The 24407-nt window shown below is 65.2% G+C and carries 21 protein-coding genes; 8 read left to right on the forward strand and 13 right to left on the reverse strand.

Translation table 11 applies throughout. The features are described from left to right. The first annotated feature begins 17 nt into the window (after positions 1-17). Positions 18-3434 (forward strand): efflux RND transporter permease subunit, encoded by a 3417-nt coding sequence (locus ATE59_RS13790; RefSeq protein WP_058812899.1) that lies wholly within the window; start codon positions 18-20, stop codon positions 3432-3434. Between the two features lie 72 nt (positions 3435-3506). Then, positions 3507-4796: a DUF445 domain-containing protein gene (locus tag ATE59_RS13795; protein ID WP_231737379.1), complete on the forward strand. Its 1290-nt coding sequence runs from the start codon at positions 3507-3509 to the stop codon at positions 4794-4796. Positions 4797-4827: 31 nt separating this feature from the next. Here the strand turns inward: ATE59_RS13795 and ATE59_RS13800 are convergent, their stop codons facing one another. Continuing rightward, positions 4828-5619, reverse strand: a complete 792-nt coding sequence (locus ATE59_RS13800) for an NAD(P)-dependent oxidoreductase (protein ID WP_058812900.1) — start codon at positions 5617-5619, stop codon at positions 4828-4830. A 46-nt stretch (positions 5620-5665) separates the two neighbouring features. Here ATE59_RS13800 and pepN point away from each other — a divergent pair, with 46 nt between their 5' ends. After that, on the forward strand, positions 5666-8257 hold the full coding sequence (gene pepN / locus ATE59_RS13805; RefSeq protein ID WP_058812901.1) for an aminopeptidase N: 2592 nt from the start codon (positions 5666-5668) through the stop codon (positions 8255-8257). A 4-nt stretch (positions 8258-8261) separates the two neighbouring features. Here the strand turns inward: pepN and ATE59_RS13810 are convergent, their stop codons facing one another. From ATE59_RS13810 to ATE59_RS13830, 5 genes are all read right to left on the reverse strand, one after another. Continuing rightward, positions 8262-8582, reverse strand: a complete 321-nt coding sequence (locus ATE59_RS13810) for a DMT family transporter (RefSeq protein ID WP_003049205.1) — start codon at positions 8580-8582, stop codon at positions 8262-8264. 161 nt (positions 8583-8743) lie between these two features. Next, a complete protein-coding gene (locus ATE59_RS13815) occupies positions 8744-9364 on the reverse strand; it encodes an ABC-type transport auxiliary lipoprotein family protein (RefSeq protein WP_058812902.1) in 621 nt (206 codons plus the stop codon). A 2-nt stretch (positions 9365-9366) separates the two neighbouring features. Beyond that, entirely contained in the window at positions 9367-10308 is a 942-nt protein-coding gene (locus tag ATE59_RS13820) for an MlaD family protein (RefSeq protein WP_003049211.1), read from the reverse strand. Further along, positions 10308-11132 (reverse strand): ABC transporter ATP-binding protein, encoded by an 825-nt coding sequence (locus tag ATE59_RS13825; protein WP_003049215.1) that lies wholly within the window; start codon positions 11130-11132, stop codon positions 10308-10310. The genes ATE59_RS13820 and ATE59_RS13825 overlap by 1 nt, the downstream gene beginning before the upstream one ends. Continuing rightward, complete coding sequence (locus ATE59_RS13830) at positions 11132-12238, reverse strand: ABC transporter permease (protein WP_058812903.1); 1107 nt, start codon at positions 12236-12238, stop codon at positions 11132-11134. Before ATE59_RS13830 ends, ATE59_RS13825 begins: the two co-directional genes overlap by 1 nt. A gap of 107 nt (positions 12239-12345) precedes the next feature. Between ATE59_RS13830 and ATE59_RS13835 the strand changes: the two genes are divergently transcribed. Next, on the forward strand, positions 12346-13065 hold the full coding sequence (locus ATE59_RS13835; protein ID WP_003049220.1) for an HAD family hydrolase: 720 nt from the start codon (positions 12346-12348) through the stop codon (positions 13063-13065). A 37-nt stretch (positions 13066-13102) separates the two neighbouring features. Here the strand turns inward: ATE59_RS13835 and ATE59_RS13840 are convergent, their stop codons facing one another. From ATE59_RS13840 to lgt, 6 genes are all read right to left on the reverse strand, one after another. Then, positions 13103-14395 carry a cystathionine gamma-synthase family protein gene (locus ATE59_RS13840; protein ID WP_003049223.1) on the reverse strand — a complete coding sequence of 431 codons (1293 nt, stop codon included), beginning with the start codon at positions 14393-14395 and terminating at the stop codon, positions 13103-13105. A 74-nt stretch (positions 14396-14469) separates the two neighbouring features. Beyond that, positions 14470-15876: an SLC13 family permease gene (locus tag ATE59_RS13845; RefSeq protein WP_058812904.1), complete on the reverse strand. Its 1407-nt coding sequence runs from the start codon at positions 15874-15876 to the stop codon at positions 14470-14472. Beyond that, positions 15873-16640: a peptidoglycan editing factor PgeF gene (gene pgeF, locus ATE59_RS13850; protein ID WP_058812905.1), complete on the reverse strand. Its 768-nt coding sequence runs from the start codon at positions 16638-16640 to the stop codon at positions 15873-15875. Before pgeF ends, ATE59_RS13845 begins: the two co-directional genes overlap by 4 nt. Further along, positions 16637-17155 carry a GNAT family N-acetyltransferase gene (locus ATE59_RS13855; protein ID WP_003049233.1) on the reverse strand — a complete coding sequence of 173 codons (519 nt, stop codon included), beginning with the start codon at positions 17153-17155 and terminating at the stop codon, positions 16637-16639. The genes pgeF and ATE59_RS13855 overlap by 4 nt, the downstream gene beginning before the upstream one ends. Next, positions 17152-18189 carry a class I SAM-dependent methyltransferase gene (locus tag ATE59_RS13860; protein ID WP_058812906.1) on the reverse strand — a complete coding sequence of 346 codons (1038 nt, stop codon included), beginning with the start codon at positions 18187-18189 and terminating at the stop codon, positions 17152-17154. The genes ATE59_RS13855 and ATE59_RS13860 overlap by 4 nt, the downstream gene beginning before the upstream one ends. Before the next feature lie 25 nt (positions 18190-18214). Next, complete coding sequence (gene lgt, locus ATE59_RS13865) at positions 18215-19096, reverse strand: prolipoprotein diacylglyceryl transferase (RefSeq protein ID WP_058812907.1); 882 nt, start codon at positions 19094-19096, stop codon at positions 18215-18217. 77 nt (positions 19097-19173) lie between these two features. Between lgt and ATE59_RS13870 the strand changes: the two genes are divergently transcribed. The 4 genes from ATE59_RS13870 to ATE59_RS13885 are packed head-to-tail and all read left to right on the forward strand — an operon-like array spanning position 19174 to position 23828. Continuing rightward, positions 19174-20877 (forward strand): class I adenylate-forming enzyme family protein, encoded by a 1704-nt coding sequence (locus ATE59_RS13870; RefSeq protein WP_058812908.1) that lies wholly within the window; start codon positions 19174-19176, stop codon positions 20875-20877. Between the two features lie 47 nt (positions 20878-20924). Then, positions 20925-21782: a cytochrome b/b6 domain-containing protein gene (locus tag ATE59_RS13875; protein ID WP_058812909.1), complete on the forward strand. Its 858-nt coding sequence runs from the start codon at positions 20925-20927 to the stop codon at positions 21780-21782. Next, complete coding sequence (locus tag ATE59_RS13880) at positions 21779-22549, forward strand: molybdopterin-dependent oxidoreductase (RefSeq protein WP_058812910.1); 771 nt, start codon at positions 21779-21781, stop codon at positions 22547-22549. The genes ATE59_RS13875 and ATE59_RS13880 overlap by 4 nt, the downstream gene beginning before the upstream one ends. A gap of 43 nt (positions 22550-22592) precedes the next feature. Then, positions 22593-23828 carry an SAM-dependent methyltransferase gene (locus ATE59_RS13885; RefSeq protein ID WP_058812911.1) on the forward strand — a complete coding sequence of 412 codons (1236 nt, stop codon included), beginning with the start codon at positions 22593-22595 and terminating at the stop codon, positions 23826-23828. Positions 23829-23890: 62 nt separating this feature from the next. Here the strand turns inward: ATE59_RS13885 and ATE59_RS17875 are convergent, their stop codons facing one another. Next, complete coding sequence (locus ATE59_RS17875) at positions 23891-24340, reverse strand: hypothetical protein (RefSeq protein ID WP_156416791.1); 450 nt, start codon at positions 24338-24340, stop codon at positions 23891-23893. Between the last annotated feature and the right edge of the window lie 67 nt (positions 24341-24407).

Below are 24407 nucleotides of genomic sequence, written 5' to 3' on the forward strand. Positions count from 1 at the left end.
ACAAGGGCGTTTGAATCATGAGCTTTCGCAACATCTCCGCCTGGTGCATCCGCAATCCGGTGCCGCCGATCGTCCTGTTCGCGCTGCTGCTGCTGGCGGGGATCGTCAGCTTCAACCGGATGGACGTCAACGACAATCCCGATATCGAATTCCCGGCGGTGCAGGTCATCGTCGCGCAGCCGGGCGCTGCGCCAGCGGAACTCGAAACGCAGGTGACGCAGCGCGTCGAAGCTGCGGTGCGCAGCGTCAGCGGCGTCGACGAATTGTCCTCCTATGTCAGCGAAGGCAGCAGCCGTACGATGGTGCAATTTGCGATCGGGACACCGATCGATCGCGCCTATAATGACGTCAATCAGGCGATTTCCCAAATCCGCAGCAATCTGCCCGACGGGATTCTCGAGCCGCAGGTGATCCGTGTCGATATCGCCGGCGGCCCGATCACCTATTTCTCGGTCGAAGCGACCGACATGACGCTCGAACAATTGTCGTGGTTCGTCGACAATACGGTCGCAAAAGAGCTGCTGTCGGTGCCGGGTATGAGCCAGGTGCGCCGTTCGGGCGGGGTCGACCGCGAAATCCGCGTGATCCTCGATCCCGCGCGGATGCAGAGCTATGGCCTGACCGCGAGCCAGGTGAACCAGCAGCTCCGTCAGGTCAATCTGAACGCGGCGGGCGGGCGCACCGAAATTGCCGGGTCGGAACAGGCGGTCCGCGTCCTCGGCAACGCGCAGAATGCATTCCAGCTCGGCGAAACGCGCATTTCGATCGGCAACGGCCGGACGATCCAGCTTTCCGACGTGGCCAAGGTGACCGACGGTTATGCCGAACAGCGTAATCTGGCGAAGATCAACGGCCGTCAGGTGCTGTCCTTCTCGATCGAAAAGGCGAAGGGCTCGTCCGACGTCAGCGTCCATGACGAGGCGATGAAAAAGCTGGCGGAGATCGAGAAGAACAACCCCAAGGTGAAGTTCAAGATCCTCTTCACCCGCACCGAATATACGAAGGAACAATATCGCAGCTCGATGGCCGCGATGATCGAAGGCGCGGTGCTCGCCGTCGTCGTCGTCTTCCTGTTCCTGCGCGACTGGCGCGCCACGATGATCAGCGCGATGGCGATCCCGCTGTCGGCCATTCCGACCTTCTGGTTCATGGATCTGATGGGCTTTTCGCTCAACAGCCTGTCGCTGCTGGCGCTCAGCCTTGTCGCCGGGGTACTGGTCGACGACGCGATCGTCGAGATCGAGAATATCGTCCGACATATGCGTATGGGCAAGACGGCCTATCAGGCTTCGATCGACGCCGCCGACGAAATCGGCCTCGCGGTTGTGGCGACGACGATGTCGATCGTCGCGGTCTTCCTGCCCGTCGCGTTGATGCCCGGCATCTCGGGCCAGTTCTTCATCCAGTTCGGGATGACCGTGGTGTTCGCGGTGCTGATGAGCCTTGCCGTCGCGCGTATGATAACGCCGATGATCGCGGCCTATTTCTTGGCCGCGCACGGCGAACAGGCGCACGCCGAAGGGCCGTGGATCGATCGTTACGAGCGCGTGCTGCGTTGGACGCTCGACAATGGCAAGCATCACGCGGTGCGCGCCCGCTACGAAGCGGTTCCGACCCGGCTCGCCTTCCTCGCTGTTCCCCTGATCCTGTCGGGCATCTTCGTCCTCTATTCGGCCTACGCCTATTTCCAGCCGGTGCCGGTCGGTCAGGATGCGCCGAATACCGCGCTCTATTTCCTGCTGCGCACGCCGGCGCTGACCGTGATCGTCTTCCTTGCGACCAGCTTGCTTGCGATCTTGCTCGGTGCGCTCGCCTGGTTTGTCGGTATGCGCCAATGGGCCTTTACCGGCTGGGCCAAGTTCATGCTGCAGCGCGCTTGGGCACGGCTGTTCGATCACCGCGTGTGGATCGTCGGCATCGGCGCCGCGGCCTTCGTGCTGAGCATCGTCCTGTTCGCCACGCTGCCGCAGCAGTTCCAGCCGACGATCAACAGCGATTACAGCCAGATCAAATATGAACTGCCGCCGGGATCGACGCTGGCGCAGAGCGAGCATATCGCGAACCAGGTTTCGTCGATCCTCAGCGCAAGCCCCGCCGTCGATACCGCCTTTTTCGACGTCAATGTCGGCGGCGGCAATGCCTTCCTGACGCTCAAGAAGGACCGCGATATCAGCAGCGTCGAATGGGAACGCAGCCTGCAGCCGAAGTTGACGGCGATTCCCGATGCGCGCGTGTCGTTCCAGAGCCAGTCGGGCGGCTTTTCGGGCCGCGACATCACGATGGTGATCGGCGGCGACGATCCGGTCGCGCTGGAAAAGCACGCGCTCAAGATCGTCGACGAAATGAGCAAGCTCAAGGAACTGCGCGCGCCGCGGATCGAGGGCGACATTCCGCGGCCCGAGATCATCGTCAATCCGCGCATGGATCTGGCCGCCGAACTCGGCGTGACCACCGCGGCGCTCAGCCAGACGATCCGCATCGCGACGCTGGGCGATATCGATCAGAATGCGGCGAAATTCTCCCTGTCCGATCGCCAGATACCGATCCGCGTGCTGCTGTCAGAAGATTCGCGCCGCAGCCTCGCGACGATCGAGAATCTGCCGGTGCCGACCTCGCGCGGGACGACCGTGCCGCTGAAATCGGTGGCAGAAATCGGCTTCGGCGCCGGTCCGACCGAATTGCGTCGCTACAATCAGACGCGGCGTATCGTCATCGGGGCGGACCTTGCGCCCGGCCTTGTCACGGGCAATGCGCAGCAAAAGATCGATGCGCTGCCCGCGGTCAAGAACATGCCGCAGGGCATCCGCAAGGTCATCCAGGGCGACCAGAAGTGGCAGGCCGAGCTGATCAAGAACTTCCTGATCGCGGTCGTGTCGGGCCTGATGCTCGTGTTCTCGACGCTCGTGCTGCTCTATCGCCGCTTCCTGTCGCCGCTGGTCAACATGTCGTCGCTGCTGCTGGCACCGCTCGGCGGGTTGCTTGGCCTGCTCGTGACCGGGATGCCGATCTCGATGCCCGTCTATATCGGCCTGCTGATGCTGCTGGGGATCGTCGCCAAAAACTCGATCCTGCTCGTCGATTTCGCGATCGAGGAAATGGATAAGGGGATCGGCAAGGTCGAGGCCCTCGTCGATGCAGGGCGCAAGCGTGCGCAGCCGATCATCATGACGACCGTCGCGATGGTCGCGGGCATGGTGCCGACGGCGCTGTCGCTGTCGGGTGACGGTGCATGGCGCGCGCCGATGGGCGTCGTCGTCATCGGCGGCCTGATCCTGTCGACGATGCTGACGCTGCTGATCGTGCCCGCAGGCTTCAGTCTGGCCGACAGCATCGAAAAGCGTCTCGGCCGCTTCTTCTCGAGCAATCTGCTCACCTACAAGAAGGGCGACGATACGCGGCCGCACGGCGATGCCGCGCCGCAGCCGGCCGAGTAACCGGACGCGACCGGCGACCGCGCGCGCGGTCCGCCGGTTGCAACCTTTGGCGGGCTGCCCCATTTGAACGGCATGACCAGCGTATCGCCCCCGACCGAAAGCAGGCGCGCCCACCCCGCCGGAGTGGGCGTCGCCGTTCCGACCGGCGGCATCAACGTCCGCATTGTGGCAACCGGACTGCTGCTCTTCATGGCCGCGGTCTTCGTGACCGCAAAATATTATCAGGACGTTCACCCCGCCGTCGGCTTCGTCCGCGCCTTTGCCGAAGCGGCGATGGTCGGCGGGCTGGCCGACTGGTTTGCCGTGACCGCGCTGTTCCGTCACCCGATGGGGCTGCCGATTCCGCACACCGCGATCGTGCCGCGTAACAAGAATCGCATCGGCGACACGCTGGCGCGCTTTCTGCTCACCAATTTCCTGTTGCCGCGCCTGATCGCGCGCAAGATGCAGACGGTCGATGTTGCGGGCGCGGTCGGCAAATTCCTCTCGCAGCCTGCCGAGGGCGGCGGGCGGCTGAGGCTCGGCGCGTCGCGAATTATCGCCGACGGGCTCGGCGCGCTCGATCAGCAGCGGCTCGGCGGCATGGTCAAATCGGCGATCGCGGACCGGCTGCGCGAACTCGACGTCGCGCCGCTGCTCGGGCAGGCGCTGCAGGCGGCGCTGGCCGAGGGGCGGCATCAACCGTTGCTCGATGCGATGGTCAAATGGGGGTCGAAGACGCTCGACCTCAACGAGCATCTGATCCACCAGATGGTCCACGACAATTCGGGGGCCATCGTCCGCTTCACCGGCCTCGACGAGAGCATTTCGAACCGCATCGTCGCCGGCCTGTCGAAGCTGCTCAGCGAAATGGCGGTCGACGAAACCCATCCGATCCGCATCCGCGTCGAAGAGGGGCTCGCAAAGCTGGCGCTCGATCTGCAGCATGACCCGGAAATGCAGGAAAAGGTTGCGCGGGTGCGCGACGAACTGCTCGATAACCTGGCGGTCAAGCGCTGGCTCGACGGATTGTGGGAACAGGGGCGGGGCGCCTTGCTGCGCGCGGCGCGCGATCCCGAGACGATGCTCGCGGGCCGGATCGGCGAGCTGGTGACGCAGTTCGGCGCGATGCTGGGCGAGGACCAGGCGATCAAACGCACGCTCAACCGCTACGCCCGCCGCGCCGTCGTCGGCGCGGTCGACAGCTATGGCGAAACGGCGCTGAAGCTGGTGTCGGACACGATCCGCGGCTGGGATGCGAAGACGATCACCGACAGGCTGGAGAATGCCGTGGGCGACGACCTGCAATATATTCGTATCAACGGCACGCTGGTCGGCGGACTGGTGGGCGTTTTGATCCACACGATCGATATCTGGATTTGACCGTCGCCCCTCGAAGGGTGGAGCCGCTGGCTTAAAGACAGGCCGCCAGCCCCTCGCGAAAACTCGGGTAGCGCGGATGCCAGCCCAGCAGCCGCTTCGCCTTGCCGTTCGCGACGCGGCGGTTCTCGGCATAGAAGGCACGCGCGGCGGGCGACAGGCCGGCGGCGTCGAGCGATTGCAGCGGCGGCAGCGGCGCCCCCAGCAGCGCGCAGCCCCATTCGACGAGGCGGTTCTGGTGGCACGGCGCATCGTCGGCGAGGTTGTAGACGCCCGCCGGGCCGCGGAAGGAGGCGATCACGCCGCCCGCGATATCGTCGACATGGACGCGGCTGAAAACCTGATCGGGCAGATCGATCCGGTGCGCGCGGCCTTCGCGGATACGATCGAGGATGCTGCGGCCGGGACCATAGATGCCCGGCAGCCGAAAGACGCACATGTCGCCGCGCAGCGCGGCCCACGCCGCATCGGCGGCGTTGCGGCCGGGCCGGCGGCCCGTCACCGGTGCGCTCTCGTCGACCCACGCGCCCCCGGCATCGCCATAGACGCCTGTCGAGGAGAGATATCCGGTCCAGCCTGCCGGTGCGAGCGCCACCGCCTCGCCATAGCGGGCGAGCACCGGGTCGGTGCCGTCCGCCGGGGGAACCGACGACAGGATATGCGTCGCCGATCGCAGCGCGCCCAGCACCGCGGCCTCGTCGGCGAAGGCGATGCTGTCGCCGCGTCCGTCGCGCGTTGTCCCGCTCACCTCCCACCCGCGCGCGCGCAACCGGTCGGCGATATGGCCCGCCGCATAGCCCATTCCGAAAATCAGCATATGTCCCATCGCCGCCCTTATTGCGCGGCAGGCGGCGCAAGCCTAGACCCGCATTATGACCGACGCTTCTTCCTCCCCCGTTCCGCCCGTGACCATCCACCGCAGCGATTATCGCCCGCCCGAATGGCAGGTGCCCGACATCGCGCTCGATTTCGCGCTCGGCCTCGACACGACGCGCGTCGGTGCGGCGCTGTCGGTCGTGCGCCATGCCGACGCGCCGGCGCCGCTGACGCTGCGCGGCGACGGCCTGACCCCGCTCGCGGTGCGCGTCGATGGCGAAAGCTGGAACGATTGGCATATGGAGGGCCCCGACCTGATCGTCGATCTCGGCGACCGGGCCCGCGCTATCGTCGAGGTCGATACCGCGATCGATCCCACGGCCAATACCCAGCTCATGGGCCTTTATGCCTCGAACGGCATGCTCTGCACCCAGTGCGAGGCCGAGGGGTTCCGGCGGATCACCTTCCATCCCGACCGTCCCGATGTCCTCAGCCGCTACAAGGTGCGGATGACGGGCGACAAGACGGCCTTTCCGATCCTGCTGTCGAACGGCAATTGCGTTGCAAAGGGTGCGGGTGACGACGGCAGCCATTGGGCTTTGTGGGAAGATCCCTGGCCGAAACCTTCCTATCTTTTCGCGCTCGTCGCGGGCGATCTTGTCGTCAACCGCGACAGCTTTACCACCATGTCGGGGCGCAAGGTCGAACTGGGCATCTGGGTGCGCGCGGGCGACGAGGGCCGCACCGGCCACGCGATGCAGGCGCTCAAGGACAGCATGGCGTGGGACGAGCGCGTCTATGGCCGCGAATATGACCTCGGCCTGTTCAACATCGTCGCGGTCAGCGATTTCAACATGGGGGCGATGGAGAACAAGGGCCTCAACATCTTCAACACGCGTTATATCCTGGCCGATCCCGACACAGCGACCGACCTCGACTATGACGGGGTGCAGGGGGTGGTCGCGCACGAATATTTTCACAATTGGTCGGGCAATCGCGTCACCTGTCGCGACTGGTTCCAGCTCAGCCTGAAAGAAGGCTTCACCGTCTATCGCGACCAGAGTTTTTCGGCCGATATGGGTTCCGCACCGGTCAAGCGAATCGAGGATGTCCGCCTGCTTCGCGCCGCACAGTTTCCGGAGGATGCGGGGCCGCTCGCGCACCCGATCCGGCCCGACAGCTATCAGGAGATCAGCAACTTCTACACCGCGACCGTTTATAACAAGGGCGCGGAGATCATCCGGATGATGGCGACCCTGCTCGGTCCGCAGCGCTTCCGCGCCGGCACCGACCTCTATTTCGACCGCCACGATGGCGAGGCCGCGACGTGCGAGGATTTCGTGCGCGCGATGGAGGAGGGCGGGGCGATCGACCTGACCCAGTTCCGCCGCTGGTACGAGCAGGCGGGGACGCCGCGGCTCAAGCTGACGCTTTCAGAGGATCAGGGGCAGTGGGCGCTCGATGTGGTGCAGACCGTGCCGCCGACCCCCGGCCAGCCCGAAAAACTGCCGATGATGATGCCGCTGCGTATCGCGGCCTTCGATAGAAGCGGCGGTGCATCGCTGCCCGATACGCTGGTGACGCTGACCGGTGCGACGCAGCGGATCGCGCTCGGCGCCTTCGACGGGCGCCCTGCCTTGTCGGTCAACCGCGGCTTTTCGGCACCGGTCATCGTCGATTTCGATCGCGCGCAGGGGGAACTCGCCTGGCTTGCGGCGCATGATGACGACCCCTTCGCGCGCTACGAAGCCTTGCAGCAGCTCATGCTCGACACGCTTGTCGCGGCAGCGGCGGGGAATGAAGTCGATCATCGGGCGGTGGTCGATGCGGTGGCGCAGACGTTGCGTGGGCGCGGCGAAGATCCGGCCTTCGTTGCCGAGGCGGTGCTGCTGCCCAGCGAGGCGTTCATCGGCGACCAGATGCTCACCGTCGATCCCGACGCAATCCGGCGCGAACGGCTGGCGCTGCAGGCCGCGATCGGCCGCGCGCTCGAGGAGGAATGGCGCGCGATACTGGCGGGCAAGGCACCGCCGGCGACCGACCTGTCGCCGCACGCCAAGGGTGAACGGCGCCTGCGCGGCGTCGCGCTCGCCTATCTTGCCGCGACGGGGATCGCCGATATCCCGGCGCTCGTCTTCGGGGTGTTTTCGGATGCCGACGGCATGACCGAGCGCCAGGCGGCGCTGGCGACGCTCGCGCATGGCGACAGCGACGAGCGCGCCCATGCGCTCGACATCTTCTACCAGCGCTACCGCGACAATCCGCTCGTGCTCGACAAATGGTTTCAGGTGCAGGCCTGGTCGATGCGCCCCGACACGGTGGAGGCGGTGCGCCAGCTGGCCGAGCATCCCGATTTCACCCTGTCCAATCCGAACCGGGTGCGATCGCTTTATGGGGCGTTCACGGGCAATCAGGCGGCCTTTCATCAGGCCGATGGCGCGGGTTATCGGCTGATCGCGGACCTTGTCATCGCGCTCGATCCGCGCAATCCGCAGACCGCGGCGCGAATGATCCCGCCGCTCGGGCGGTGGAAGCGCTTCGACGAGGCGCGGGCCGCGATGATGCGCGCCGAACTCGAACGCATCCTCGCCCAGCCCGGCCTGTCGCGCGACACGACCGAACAGGCGTCGAAGAGCTTGCTGGGCTGAGCGATCAGGCCGGCGCCGACAGCTTGGTGCCGACGACGCCGATCACGATCAGCGCCATGAAGCCGATCTGCACGGTGCCGATTTTTTCGCCGAACAGGACGATACCGCCGATGATGACGCCGACCGCGCCGAGGCCGGTCCAGATTGCATAGGCGGTGCCGGCTGAAATCTCGCGCATCGCAAAGGCGAGCAGCGCCATGTTGAGGAAGCTGAGCGCGATCGGCACCGTCGAGGCCTGCCACGTGCCCAGCGTTGCGGCCCATTTCAGGCTGAGTGCCCAGCAAATTTCGGTGAAAACGGCGATTGCCAGGATGAACCATCCCATGCGCTAGTCCTTTCGTCAGGCGGGCTCGTGCGGGAGGCGCACGCCGGAAACCCGAAAGAGGCGATGCACGAAAGAGGCGGCTATCGCGGCCGCGGCTCGCCCCTAAGGGGCAGGAGCGCAAAGCGCACGAGCGGAGCGGCCGCGAGCCGGCGCGGCGCGCGTCAGCCGGCGAGCCAAGCGGCGACGTCGGTAGCGACCTTGTTGGCGGCGCGGGTCAGCGCCTCGCCGACCGGCTTTGCCTCGATCTTGCCGCCGATCGGTTCGCGCACCTCGAAGCGGCGCTGCGTCACCGTCTTGCCGCCCGCCGCGACGCGCATCGCCTGGAGCGAGACGACCGCTTCGTTGGTGCGCGCATCGACGCCGAATTCGAGCAGCTGGCTGGCAAGCTGTTCGCCCGGTGCGGTCAGATACTGACCTTCGTCGAGCACGACCAGCGGGGTTTTTGCCGCGACGGTTTCCGACAGGAGCCGCTGGAACAGGCGCTGCGGCGCCTCGACCCACTGGGCGTCCTTGACATAGGCGACGCTCGCATCGTCCTGCTGCACGGGGATGCGCGTGGTGCGCAGCTTTTGCGGCGCATTCGGGATCAGGATCGTCAGCGTCTGCGCTTCGCCCGCCGAGCGCGCCTCGCCGACGACCGGGGCGACATCGGAATCGAGCGTGAGCAGAAAGGGCGGCGCCTTGCCGCCGAAACTGACACAGGCCGAGAGCGACAGCGCGCCCAGCGCGAGCAGCGCGGGAGTGCGAAGACGGCGAAGCGGGTGGGGCATGGCGGTCGTCATCCTCATTTCTTGTAATCGGGCAGCTTGCTGCCGCCGAGCACCGCGCCCGCGCCTTGCTGATCGAGCTTGTCGGTCAGGCTCGAAAGCGAGGAGGAGGTGCGGCGCAGGTCGCGGATCAGCGCATTCGCTTCGGGAATCGTCGTTTCGCTGAAGGTCTTGAGGCCGGGCCGGGCGTCCGAAATCGCCGATTCGAGCGTCTGCATCGACTTGTTTGCGGAGGCGAGCGTGTCGCGCAGATTGCGCATCGCAGGATCGACATTGCGGTCGATCGTGCCCTGCGTCGCGGCGGCAAGATTGCCGATCTGTTCGGCCGCGGTCCCCGTCTGCTGGATCGCAACGCGCGTGTCGGCGAGCGCGGCTTCGATCGCCGGTCCGTTGCGCGCGAGGATCGCGGTCGATTGCTCGACATTCTTCAGGATCGCCGCGAAGCTCGCCTGATTCTTGTCGTCGGCCAGTTCGGCCAGCCGCTCGGTCAGCGTCGACAGGCGCTGGAGAAGCTGCGGCGCGGTGTTGAGCAGTTCGCCGAGCCCACCAACGCGCGTCGGGATGACCGGTTTGCCGGCGGGGCCCTTGTCGGCGATCGGCGGCGCGCCCTTGACCGCGCCGTCGAGCGAGATTTGCGATACGCCGGTGAAGCCGACGCCTTCCAGCGCCGCGGTCGTCCCCTGCAGCACCGGCACATGCTCGTCGACTTCGATACGGACGCGGACGAATTGCGGATCGTCGGGCCACAGCGCGATCTGCCGCACCTGGCCGACGGGGACGCCGGAGAATTGCACCTGTGCGCCCTTGTTCAATCCGTCGACCGACTGTTTGAAAAATATATCATATTCCTGACGCTTGCCGCCGCTGTCGTTCGCCAGCCAGACCACGAACAGCGCAAGCGCAACGGTGAACAGCAGGACGAAGGCCCCGACCAGAACATTGTTCGACCGCGTTTCCATCAGCTCTTCCTATCTGCCCGCGTCAGCGCGTCGTTGCTGCCAGAGGCGGCGCGTCCGCGCGGTCCGTTGAAATATTCCTGTATCCAAGGATGCTCGGTGGCAAGAAGTTCCGGAATCGTGCCGACCGCGATCACTTTTTTCTCGGCCAGCACCGCGACCCGGTCGCAGGTCGCGTAGAGCGAATCGAGGTCGTGGGTGATCAGGAACACGGTCAGCCCCATCGTGTCGGCCAGTTCGCGGATCAGCTCATCGAACTTCGCGGCGCCGATCGGGTCGAGCCCCGCGGTCGGTTCGTCGAGGAACAGCAGCGCCGGATCGAGCGCCAGCGCCCGCGCCAGCCCCGCACGCTTGACCATGCCGCCCGACAGCTCGGCCGGATATTTGGGGCCGGCATCGTTTGGCAGGCCGACCATCGCGACCTTGTAGGCCGCGATTTCGTCGAGCAGCTCTGAGTCCATGCGCGGATAGAACTCGCGCAGCGGCACCTGGATATTCTCCGCAACGGTGAGCGTCGAGAACAGCGCACCGCCCTGGAACATCACGCCCCAGCGACGGCGCAGGTCGCGCGATTCCTCTTCGTCGACGATCGTGTCGAGCGTCTTTCCATAGACTTCGACCTCGCCCGCGGTCGGGATCTGCAGCCCGATGATCGACCGCATCAGCACCGACTTGCCGGTACCCGATCCGCCGACGACTCCCAATATCTCGCCCGACCGCACGTCGAGATCGAGGTCTTCGTGGATCACCGCATCGCCGAACTGGTTGCACAGCCCGCGCACCTTGATCGCAATGTCGAATTTTTCTGGTTCGATCAGCTCGGCCATCAGTTCCAGCCCAGCGAGGTGAAGAAAACGGCGAAAAAGGCGTCGAGAACGATGACGAGGAAGATGGCGGCGACAACCGCCGAGGTCGTCCGCTTGCCGACTTGCTCGGCATTCTGGCGCACCTGCATCCCTTCGTAACAGCCGGTGACGCCGATCAGGATGCCGAAAACCGGTGCCTTGATCAGCATGATCCAGAAATCGGTCATCGGGATGATTTCACGGATGCGCTGGACATAGGTCAGCGGCGGGATTTCCAGCCCGATCCAGCAGAAGATGCCGCCTCCGATGATCGCGCAGATGCTGGCATAAAAGCCGAGCAGCGGCATGGTGATCGTCGACGCCGCGACGCGCGGCAGGACGATCGCTTCCATCGGCGACACCCCGATCGTGCGCATCGCATCGACTTCCTCGGTCAGCTTCATCGTCCCGATCTGCGCTGCGAAGGCCGAGCCCGACCGACCGGCGACCATGATCGCGGTCATCAGCAATCCCAGCTCGCGGATCGAGGCACGGCCGACGAGGTTGATCGTGAACACTTCGAGCCCGAATTGCTTGAGCTGCACCGATCCCTGCTGCGCGATGACGATGCCGATCAGGAAGCTCATCAGCCCGATGATGGGCAGCGCGTCGACGCCGACGGTCTGGAACCGCGTGACGATCGCATTCCAGCGGATCGCGCGGCGGGCGCGGATCTGGTTGAACAGCGCGACGACCATCGCGCCGAAAAAGCCGATGATGCCAAGCAGTTCGTTCCAGATCGCCACACTTGCGGTGCCGAGCTGTTCGAGCATACGCACCCAGGCAGGGCGCCGGTCGCCATGGATGCGATACTCGCTGGTGTCGTTCGCCAGCGCGTCGAGCAGCCGCTGCGCATCCTGGCTCGCGCCGACGACCTTCGCGTCGTGGCGATGCATCGTGCGCGTCACGATCCACGCCCCGACGGTGTCGATGCGGGTAATATTTGAAAGATCGAGGAGCGAAATCGGTCCAAGCTCGTCGAGCCGCTGCGGCAGGTCGCCCATCCGGGCGAGCGTCAACCGGCCCGAGAAGCGGACCTCTGCGCCGTCAGCGCCATCGTTCGTTTCGAAGTCCGCCCAAACCGCCATGACGCGGGCGACATTGGATTATTTGCCAGGGCACGGCAAGCGAATTGGCCGCGCTTGCGGCAGGCTGCGCTCTTGGCCGGCGGTGGGCGCGCGGTTATAGCGGGAGTATGGAGGTTCCGACGCTCGATCCCGTTCGCGACTATGCGCATCGTGTTGCGATGTACGACATGGACCGCACGATCACGCGGTCGGGGACGTATAGCGGCTTTCTGATGCACGTTGCGCGGCGGCGCCAGCAATGGCGGCTGCTGTTGCTGCCGCTGGTGGCGCTTGCCGCCGCTGCCTATTCCTTGCGCCTGATCGACCGGTCGCGGCTGAAGGCGATCAATCTGCGGCTGCTGGTCGGAAAGAGTTTCAACCGCGCCGAGATCGCTCCGCTCGCCGAAAGCTATGCCGATCAGGTCATTGCGCGCGGCGTGCACGCGGCGGCGCTCGACCAGATCGCGGCCGACCGCGCGGCGGGTTACCGCGTCCTCCTCGCGACCGCGTCCTTCCATCTCTATGTCGATGCGATCGCGCGGCGGCTGGGCATCGACGATGTGCTGGCGACCCGCCTCGACGCACCCGACGGCGCCGATCATATCCACGCGCGGCTGGCGGGCGACAATTGCTATGGCGCGGCCAAGTTCGCGCGCATCGGCGAATGGCTCGCCGATAATGCCATCACCCGCGAAGACGCGCACATCCGCGCCTATTCGGATCATGTCTCCGATCATCCGATGCTGGGCTTCGCCGACGAGGCGGTGGCGACGACGCCGTCGCGCGCGCTGAAGAAGCTGGCGCCGCAGCGGGGATGGGCCGTCGTCGACTGGCGGCAGAAGACATAGTCATCCCGGCGGTGCGGGAGGCTTGCCTCGCTTCCGCTCAGACCGCGTCCAGTGCCTGCGCGAAGTCGGCGATCAGATCGTCGGCATCCTCGATCCCGATAGAGATGCGGACGAGATTGTCGGTGATGCCCAGCGCCTTCTTGCGTTCGTCGGGGACCGACAGATGCGTCATCGCCGCCGGATGGCTCGCGAGCGTTTCGGTGCCGCCGAGGCTGACCGCGAGCTTCGCGATCTTGAGCGCGTCGAGAAAGCGGAAGCTCTCTTCCTCGCCGCCCTTGATGAACAGCGAGAAGGTCGATCCCGCGCCGCTGCAGTGGCGGTCGAAGATGTCCTGCTGGCGCGGGTCGGCAATGAAGCCGAGATAGCCTAGTCCTTCGACCTTGGGATGATCGCGCAGGAAGGTGCAGACCTTCAGCGCATTCTCGCCCGCCCGGCTCATGCGCAGTTCGAGCGTCTCGAGGCTGCGCAGCAGCATCCACGCCGTGTTGGGATCGCAGATGGTGCCGATCGTGTTGCGCATCGGCCGGATGATGTCGATCAGCCGCTGATCGCCCGCCACACCGCCCGCGACCAGGTCCGAATGACCGCCGGCATATTTGGTCAGGCTATAGACGACGAGTTCGGCGCCCTGCTTGAGCGGCTGTTGCCAGAGCGGGCCGAGGAAGGTGTTGTCGATCGCGATCGCGGGCTTGTGGTCGCCGGGGAAGGCGGCATCGCGTGCGCCGCGCACCGCCTCGACATCGACGAGCGCGTTCGTCGGGTTCGCTGGGCTTTCGAGATAGACGAGAGCGACCTTGCCGCCCTTTTCGTCGGCGAGCGCCTGGGCGCGGGCGAGCACGTCGTCGATCTGCTCGCGCGTCGCGCCTGCCGGAAAATCGACGAAGCCGACGCCGAAGCGCGAGAGGATGCGCGCGATCAGCGTCTCGGTCGCGGCATAGAGCGGCCCCGAATGGACGACCACGTCATTCTGTCCGACGAGCGCCAGCATCAGCGTCGCGATCGCCGACATACCGCTTGAAAAGACGAGCGCATCGTCGGCGCCGTCCCACAGCGCCAGCCGGTCCTCGACGATTTCCTGATTGGGGCCGTTGAAGCGCGAATAGACAAGGCCATCGGCGGGGCCCTGCCTTTTGCCGGTGATATGTTCGAAGAAGCGCTTGCCCGCCGCCGCGCTTTCGAACGCGAAGGTCGAGGTCAGGAAGATCGGCGGCTTCAGCGCGCCTTCGGACAGAAAGGGGTCATAGCCATGCCCCATCATCTGCGTCGCGGGGGTCAGCTTCTTGCCGCCGACTGCTTCGATATTCGCCTTGTTCTTGCCGCGCGTGGCCATGACATGCTCCTGAGAATGATCACGCAGCTATAGCAAGGTTGGTTACGATTGAAACCGGTTCGCGGTCAGCCGGGTCAGGCAAGTGCGGCGATGGCCCAGATAATGCCGATGAGCAGCGGTACGCCGAGCAGATCGAGCGCCAGCCCCGCCTTGAGCATACGCGGCAGAGCGATGTTGCCCGTCGCCCAGGCAAGCGCGTTGGGGCCCGTTCCCGATGGCAGCATGAAGCCCCAGCTTGCCGCCATCGCGACGGGCAGGGCAAGGAGGACGGGATCAGTGCCGGTCGCGGCGATCAGCGCGGCGAGCACGGGCATGATGCCGCTCGCCGTTGCGACATTGCTGGCGAATTCGGTGATCAGGATCGTCAGCGCGACAATCACCGCCGCAAGGAGGATTGTCGGGATCGAACCGAGCGGTGCGAGAACCGCGCCCAGCCAGGCAGCAAGTCCGCTCTCGGTGATTGCGGCAGCGAGGGCAAGCCCGCCACCGAACATCATGATGACGCCCCAGGGCGCGCGATCGGCTTCCTTCCAGACGAGCAGCGGTCGGCCGGTGCCGTCGGGCACGACGAACAGCAGCAGGCTGCCCGCTACTGCGACGGTGCCGTCGGTCAGCGCGCCCTTCGGGAACAGCGGTTCGAGCCAGGGCTGCATCACCCAGGCGATCAGCACGAGCAGAAACACGGGCACGACGCGCCGCTCGGCGGTCGACCAGATTGCCTGGTTGCCGAGCGCGGCCGCCGCCGCGCGCCCGTCGAACGGATGCTCGGCAAGCCGCTGCACCCGCGCAAGGACGATCATCGCAAAGGGCACCGACACAAGCACCACCGGCACGCCATAAATCGCCCAGTCGAGGAAGGAGATGTGCAGCCCGAGCGTCCGCTCGATCAGGCCCGCGGCAATGGCGTTGGTCGGGCTGCCGACTAATGTGCCCAGTCCGCCGAGCGAAGCGGCGAAGGCAATCCCCATCATCACGGCGCCGGGGAAACCCTCGGTATCGCCCTCGCGGGCGCCGGCGGCTCCGACGACCGCCAGCGCGATCGGCACCATGATGAGCGCGGTCGACGTGTTGGAAATGAACATGCTGAGCAGCGCGGTCGCCGCCATGAAGGCGAAGAGCAGCCCGGTCGCGGTCGGCGACGCGCGCTTGAGCAGCGCCAGTGCGAGCCGGCGGTGCAGCCCGACGCGCTCGATCGCGAGTGCGAGGAAGGCACCGCCCAGGATCAGAAACAGGATCGGCGAATAATATTCCTTGGCGATGGCATTGGCGTCCATCACCCCGAAGGCCGGGACGGTCAGGAAGGGAAGGAGTGCGGTGACGGTCAGCGGCATCGCTTCGGTCATCCACCAGATTGCCATCAGGACGGTCAGCGCCGCAACGCGCCACGCCGTCGGTTCCATGCCCGCGGGGGCCGGCAGCGCCAGCATCGCGACGAAAGCCAGCAAGCCGCCGATCAGCCCGAGCAGGCGCGTGCGCGTCATCCGTCCCCCAATCCGATCACCGAAAGCTGCCGGCCATAGCTGTTCTCGCTTTTATGGCAGGCACGGCGATAGCTGAAATATTCCTCTGCCTCGGCGTAGGTGTCCTGCCCGCCGATGGCAACCGTGGCGACGCCCGCCGCCGCGAGGCGCGCCGCGACATAGGCGGCGATGTCGAACATGGCGTGTCCCGGCTTGCCGGCCGCGAAGAAGCGTTCGTTGGCGGGATCGTCGGTGACGAAGCGCCGCACGAAGCTGTCGTCGACCTCATAGGACGCGCGGCCGATACAGGGGCCGATCGCGGCGACGACATCGCTGCGCCGCGCGCCGAGGCTTTCCATCGCGCCGAGCGCCGCGTCGGTGACCCCCGCGATTGCGCCTTTCCACCCGGCATGCGCCGCCGCCACGACGCCGGCCGAGCGATCGGCAAACAGCACCGGGACGCAATCGGCAGTGAGAATGCCGAGCAAGATGCCCGGCGTGCGCGTCGCCAGCGCGTCGGCTTCGGGTCGGGCGGTAAGGTCGCTGTCCGCATCGACGATATGGCAGCGATTGCCATGCACCTGATAAAGCCCTGTCAGCGTGGCACCGGGCAGCACGGCGGCGCCGACGCGGCGGCGATTTTCCGCAATCAGCGCGGCATCGTCTCCCGAGCCCACGCCGCAGTTGAGCGAGGCAAGCTCGCCGGTCGACACGCCGCCGCGCCGTCCGAAAAATCCGTGCGCGACCCCGGCGAGCGGGGCGGCGGTGGTGAAAGGCGGGGTCACAGGTCGAGCCTCCAGATCCGGTCTTCGTCGATATGGTTGCCGACGCGGAATGCGTTGCGGCCGACATCGACGAAGCCATAGCGGCGGTAAAAGGCCTGCGCGCGCGGGTTCTCGGTGAAGACCGACAGATAGAGGATCGATGCCCTTTGGCGCGCCCAGTCGATGCCCCATTGCATCAGCGCCGCGGCAACGCCCGTCCCTTTGGCTTCGGCGGCGACATAAAGCTGGTGGAGTTCGGTCGCGCCCTCCGCCGGCTGCCCCTCGGGCAGATCGAAATCGATGGGGCCAAGCTTGATATAGCCGAGGATCGCCTCGTCGGCGCCGCGGACGAGCGCGACTACCATCGCGGGATCGGCGATCTGCGCGCGCAGTTTCTCGGGCGGATTCCAGTCCGCGAGAAAGCTCGCCAGGTCGGCGGGATCGTAGATATGACCGAAGGTCTGCACGAAGGCGGCTTCGGCAAAGCGCGACAGCGCGTCGGCGTCGGCAGCGGTGGCGAGCGTGACGTCGGTCATGCAATCTCTCCCGAACTATCGAATCCGGCGGGCTGCGGCCAGCCGGCGCCGGTCAGCGCCATCGCCTGGAACAATGTTCCCATCTGATCGGCTGCGACCAGCCGGTCGCGCTGTCCCTGCAAATCGGCCGCGCGTGCGGGCGAGGCAGCGACCAGCGTCTGCAAGCGGGCGTCAATGCCCATCGCCTGCAACCACGCGCCCTGATCAACGGGGCCGAAGACGTTCGTGCCGGGGCGCCGCGCGGCATGGGCGAGCGCTGCGAAGTCGACATGGGCGGTCAGGTCAACCTCGCCCGGATCGGCGAAGGGATCGGCGAAACGATGCGCCTTTACCGCCTGCAGCGTGTCGCCGGTGGCGGGGCCGCAATAGCCATAGTCGATCGCGAGCATTGCGCCGCCCTGCCGTGCGAGCCGTGCGCTGCACTGATGCATCACCGCGGCGGCGACGGGCGCGGTTTCGACGATCGTGCCTTCGGCGCGGTCGCGCAGCGCCGGCGGTATGGCCTCGTCCGCGGGAACCGTGTCCGGAGCAGCGGTTATGCCGTTGCCCCCACGCACGACGATGCGCTCGCGCCAGCCGTCCTTCGTTGCCACATATTGATGGACGGGCAGCGCGTCGAAAAATTCATTGGCGATGACGATCAACGGCAGGTCGTCCGGCAGGCTGTCGATCTCGTCATGATGCTCTGCGTCCAGCAGGCGCGCCGACTGCGCCGCGCGCAGCGCCGGGCTCGTCTCGACGAGGTGGAGGCCTTGCGGCTTGCAGTCGAAGCGGGCGGCGGTGCGCAGCGCGTCGGCGGCGAGTGTGCCGCGCCCCGGCCCCAATTCGACATAATGAAAGGCGGGGCCGCCCGCACGGGTCCACAGGTCGGCGATCCAGACGCCGACCATTTCGCCGAACATCTGGCTGATTTCGGGCGCCGTGGTGAAATCGCCCGCGGCGCCGAGCGGGTCGCGCGTCGCGTAATAATGCGCGTTCGCCGCCGCCATATAATCGGCGACGGTCACCGTCCGCGCCGCGGCAATTTCCCTCATCAAATCGTCGGGGGTCGGCGGTCCGTCAGGCAACGCTGTCGGACCCCGCGACGGGTTCGACGCGCTTGCGCCGGCCCTTGGCGGTCGCGACGAGCCATATGCCGGCGAGCAGCATCGGCACGGTCAACCACTGGCCCATCGACAGGCCGGTCATGTCGACGACCCACTGGCGCTGAACATCGGGTTCGCGGAAATATTCGACGACGAAACGGCTGACGCCATAGAGGATCGCGGCCATGCCGAACAGGAATCCGGGCTTGTAGCGCGCATCGGTGCGCCAGAAGAACCAGGCGAGCACCGCCATCATGACGATGCCTTCCAGTCCCGCTTCGTAAAGCTGGCTGGGATGCCGCGGGTCCGTCGTGCCGCTTTCGGGAAAGATGATCGCCCACGGCACCGTCGTGGCGCGACCCCACAGCTCGCCGTTCACGAAATTGGCGAGGCGGCCAAAGAAGAGGCCGAAGGGCACAACGCACGCGACATAGTCGCAAAAGCGCAGAAAGCTGAGCTTCTCCTTGCGCGTTACATACCAGATCGCGACCAGCACGCCGAGTACGCCGCCGTGCAGCGACATGCCGCCGTCCCAGAGGCGGAAGACTGCGGCGGGATCGCGGATATAGGATTCCAGATTGTAGAACAGGACATAGCCGATGCGTCCGCCCAGGATGATTCCGAGCATTGCATAGAAGATCATGTCGTCGGCGTGACGGCGCGCCATCGGCGAGCCCGGCTGGTCGATCAGCTTGGTAAGATACCAATAGCCAACGAAAATGCCCGCGAGATAGGCGAGGGCGTACCAACGGATCGGAAGCCCGAATACCGAAAAGGCAATCGCGCTATTGTCTCCCATCAGGTCATGGAAGTTCACATATTGCGTTGCTTCGGCTAGGGTTGCAAAAAGAAACATATATTCTCGGAACCTTCCCCAGGAGAGGGCTTCCCCATAAGGGGTAAGCGCCACGAGACCAAGAGGAGAGATACAGGATGCCATCCGCGCTCGATCTGCGCCTGGACGCCGCATATGAACTGATCACCGGCCCCGGCGGGCCGATCCAGGTCGGATCCATCGAAAAGGACGGGCGTTCGCTGCCCTTCATCACCAATGCGCCGACGAATCTGGGCGACTATGTTGCGTTTTTTTGTGCGCAGCATGGCGACGCCACCTTTCTGGTCGAAGGCGATGAAAGGCTGAGCTTCAAACAGGTCTATGCCGCCGCGCGGAAAGTTGCGGCGGGACTGATCGAAACGCACGGCGTCGCGCGCGGCGACCGTGTCGGGCTGGCAATGCGCAATGCCAATGCCTGGTGCGTCAGCTACCTCGGCATCCTGCTCGCGGGCGGCTGCGCGACGTTGCTCAACGGCTGGTGGCAGGGCGGTGAGCTGGCCGCGGGGATCGAGGATGCGGAGGCGAAGCTGGTGATCGCCGATCCGCAGCGCGCGGCGCGGCTGGCCGAACCCGGCGTGGCGCACAGCGCCAAGGTCGTGACGCTCGACATCACGCGCCCGATCGACGAAGCGATCGCGCCGGTGAGCGGCAGCGCCGACACCGCCTTGCCCGCGCTGACGGGTGACGATCTGGCGACGATTCTCTTTACCTCCGGTTCGACGGGTCAGTCGAAGGGCGCCTATTCGCGTCACCGTTCGGTGGTCCAGGCGATCTTCAACTATGTCACCCAGACCGCGAGCATCGTCCATCTTCTGACCGAAGACGGGCAGATGTCCGATATTCAGCCCGCGACGCTGATCTGCACCCCGCTGTTCCACGTCACCGCCGAAATCCCCGTGTTCCTGCAAAGCTTCGCGCTCGGCCGGAAGCTTGTGCTGATGCCGAAGTGGAATGCCGAAGAGGCGATGCGGCTGATCCAGGACGAACAGGTCAATTATTTCGTCGGCGTGCCGCTGATGAGCTACGAGATTCTCGTCCATCCGAACCGCAAGAATTACGATCTGTCGACGTGCAAAAGCTACGCCGGCGGCGGCGCGCCGCGCCCGCCCGAACATGTGAAGCGCCTTGCGACCGAAATGGGCGAGGGCAAGCCGCTGCTCGGCTATGGCCTTACCGAAACCAACGCCGTGGGCTGCGGCATCATCAACGAAAATTATGTCGAAAAGCCGCTTTCAACCGGCCCCGCCTCAAAACCGCTCGTCGATCTTGCGATCCTCGACGACAATGGCGCGGCGCTCGCGCAGGGACAGGTCGGCGAAGTATGCATCCGGTCGATCTGCAATTTCGAAGGCTATTGGAACAATCCGGCGGCGACCAAGGCGGCCTTTTTCGACAATGGCTATTTCCGCACCGGCGACCTCGGCTATCTTGATGCCGACGGCTATCTGTTCATCGTCGATCGCAAGAAGGACATCATCATCCGCGGGGGCGAGAATATCAGCTGTCAGGAGGTCGAGGCGGCGATCTACGAACATGCCGACGTCAACGAATGCGCGGTGTTCGGCCTGCCCGACGAGCGGCTGGGCGAAGTAGTCGGCGCTGTCGTGTGGCTGAAACCCGAGAGCAGCGTCGATGCAAACGAACTGACGGCCTTCCTGCAGGAGCGGCTGGCGGCGTTCAAGGTGCCCTATCGCATCTGGATGGCAACCGATGCGCTGCCGAAGCTGGGCAGCGAAAAGATCGACAAGGTCAGCCTGCGCAACAAATATCGCGAGGAATTTGCGGCTCAGCCCGCGGCATGATCGCAACGACGGCGTAACCGGAGAGGGAGCGGGAGCGAATGAGGGATATGGAAGAGGACCAGTCCCCCGTCGCCCCCGCGGCCGCCCCGCCGCCGCGCGTCTATCGCCATCGGCTGCCGACGCGGCTTTGGCACTGGATCAACGCCGCGACGCTGCTCGTCATGCTGATGAGCGGGCTGATGATCTTCAACGCGCACCCGCGCCTCTATTGGGGGCAATATGGCGCGAACTACGACCAGCCGTGGCTGTCGATCGGGTCGAAGGCGAACCGCGGCTATCTCCGCATCGCTGCGGTCGAGATCGACACGACGGGTGTGCTTGGCCGCTGGACCGACTCCAATGGCGCGACGAAGACTTGGGCTTTTCCGGGTTGGGCGACGATTCCCACCAGCTACAGCCTTGCCGACGGGCGGCGCTGGCACCTCTTCTTCGCCTGGGTGCTGGCGATCAGCCTGACGCTCTATATGCTGTGGACCGTGATCGGGGGGCATTTGCGCAAGGATCTGCACGTCCGGCGCCCCGAATGGTCGCCGGGGCATATCTGGCAGGATATCAAGGATCACGCCCGGCTGCGCTTTCCGACGGGCGAAGCGGCGGCGCGGTACAATATCCTGCAAAAGCTCAGCTATATCGGCGTGATCTTCGTGCTGCTGCCGCTGATGATCGCAACCGGGCTGACGATGTCGCCGGGGATGAATGCCGCGGCGCCGTGGCTGCTCGACCTGTTCGGCGGCCGCCAGTCGGCGCGCTCGATCCATTTCATCCTGGCCTGGGCGCTCGTCGCCTTCTTCCTCGTCCATATCGCGATGGTGCTGCTCGCCGGGCCGGTCAACGAACTGCGATCGATGCTTACGGGCTGGTTCCGTCTCCCCGCCGACAAGCCGCGCGCGGGAGAAGACGCATGACCGGCCTGATCTTGCCGCGACGCGAACTGATCGTCCGCGCGGGCGGTATGGCGGCCGCGCTGCCGCTGCTCGCTGCATGCGATCGGGTCAACGAGGCGCCCGCAGTGCGCAAGATCCTGTCGATGGGCGAGGAGATGAACCGCGCGAGCCAGCGGGCGCTGACGGATCGCGACGCCCTCGCCCCCGAATATGGCCGCGCCGACCTGTCGTCCGTCTTTCGCGCCAACGGCACCCGCCTGCCCGAAGGGGCAGACTATGCCGCGCACGCCGCGAACGGCTTTGCCGACTGGCGTGTTCGCGTATCGGGGCTGGTCGCGCGGCCCTTGTCGCTGTCGCTCGCCGATTTGCGGGCGATGCCGCAACGTCGGCAGATCACCCGCCACGACTGCGTCGAGGGCTGGAGCGCGATCGCCGAATGGATGGGGCCGCAACTGCGCCAGGTGTTGGCAGCGGCAGGGGTGCGCGATGCGGCGCGCTATATCGTCTTTAATTGTGCCGACCGGATCGGCGGCGCGGCTTATTATGAAAGCTGCGACATGGTCGATGCGCTTCATCCGCAAACGATCCTTGCGTGGGCGCTCAACGGATCGGTATTGCCGATCGCCAACGGCGCGCCGTTGCGGCTGCGGATCGAGCGGCAGCTCGGCTACAAACATGCCAAATATCTTACCGGCATCGAAGCGGTCGCCAGCCTCGACAAGGTGGGGGCGGGGAAGGGCGGCTTCTGGGAAGACCGCATTGATTATGAATGGTATGCGGGTATTTAGGGGGCCGCAGGGGGCAGGCAAGACGCAAAAAAAGGTCGCACCCATGTCCATTCTCCGCCCGTTCCTGGCCCGCGTCATCCGTCACGGCCAGCTGACCGTCCTGTCGCCGGACGGGAGCAGCGAAAGCTTCGGCGCGCCAGCCGCCGGCTATCCCGAAGTGACGGTGCGTTTTACCACGCGAAAGGGGATGCGCCGCATCATCCTCGATCCGCGGCTCGGCGCCGCCGAAGCCTTCATGGACGGCGAGATGGAGATCGTTCAGGGCGATATCATGGAGCTGATCGGCCTGCTGCGCGCGAACACGCCGTGGGACCGCGGCGCAAAGCTCAAGGACAAGACCGCGCTCGGCGAATGGATCGAGGGGATGAAGACGCGGCTCAATTCGATCAACCGCCGGCGCTCGTCGCGCGCGAATGTCGCGCATCATTACGACATCGGCAACGACCTCTACCGCCTCTTCCTCGACAGCGACATGCAATATAGCTGCGCCTATTGGCCGCGCCCCGACATGACGCTGGAGGAGGCTCAGGCGGCGAAAAAGGCGCATATCGCGGCCAAGCTGGCGCTGGCGCCGGGGCAGCGCGTGCTCGACATCGGCTGCGGCTGGGGCGGCATGGCGATCGCCCTCGCGCAGCTCGAACGGGTCGAGGTGCTGGGGATCACCCTGTCCGAAGAACAGCTCGCGCTCGCCCGCGAACGCGCCACGGCGGCGGGTGTGGCCGACCGGGTGCGCTTCGAACTGATCGACTATCGCGACCTTGCCGAGCGCGAGGTCGGGAGTTTCGACCGGATCGTGTCGGTGGGCATGTTCGAACATGTCGGCGCCGCCAATTTCGAAACCTTCTTTCGCGCCTGCGCCAATCTGATGACCGCCGAGGGCGTGATGCTGCTCCATACCATCGGCCGCTTCGGCAAACCCGGTGCGACCGACGCCTTCACGCGCAAATATATCTTCCCCGGCGGCTATATCCCCGCGCTCAGCGAAACGGTCGCGGCGAGCGAAAAGAGTCGGCTGATCGTCACCGACGTCGAAACGCTGCGGCTGCATTATGCGCGCACGCTGCGCCAATGGTATGCGCGCACGTTGGCGCATCGCGACGAGATCGTCGCCATGATGGACGAACGTTTCTATCGCATGTGGACCTTCTACCTGGCCGGCGCCACCGCGGCCTTCGAAAGCGGCGGGATGGGCAATTACCAGATCCAGTTCGCCCGCAGCCGCCACGCCCTGCCGCTGACCCGCGACTATATGGCTGAAGCCGAGGGGCATTATCTTTAGCCTCGCGATGGGAAAGGCAGCAGGCCTCTGCTTCGGGGTGGAAGGGGACTTACTCCCAGCCGTCAGTCGGAAACCTTTTCATTCCCGACGAGCCCTATTTTTAGGCTTCCGTCAGCCTTGGCTGCCAATGTGAGAGACGATAAAAGGCAGGAAAGTTTCTCAAATTCTGCTTCAGACGGAGGTGTCGCTTCAACCTGCGGCCAGATCGTGAAGCTACCTCCTTGAACTTTCAAAATTGAATGCGGCGCGAAACCACAATGCTTTTCGAGAGCAGCGGCAAATTCTTCCCGACTTTGAAAATCGCCTATCTTCGGTAGATTTTCCAACAGACCGCGCTTTGCAAGCTTGGCGCGAGCGGATTCCAATACCCCATCCTTCAAGTGCGTATCGTAATATTTCTGCCCGACGGCGTCATAAGCTTTTTGAAGTTCAGGATCGCCGAATTGGACAAATTCAGACCAAGTTGCTTCCCATACGCATTCTAGGTCGTGTTGACAAAAGACTTCAGCCATAGGCGCGAGGCGGCGAGGTTGAGGAAGCTCTCGAACGAGAGAAGTGTCTTGTCGTATCGGGTGGCGT

This window comes from Sphingopyxis sp. A083, from assembly GCF_001468495.1.
GTDB lineage: Bacteria > Pseudomonadota > Alphaproteobacteria > Sphingomonadales > Sphingomonadaceae > Sphingopyxis > Sphingopyxis terrae.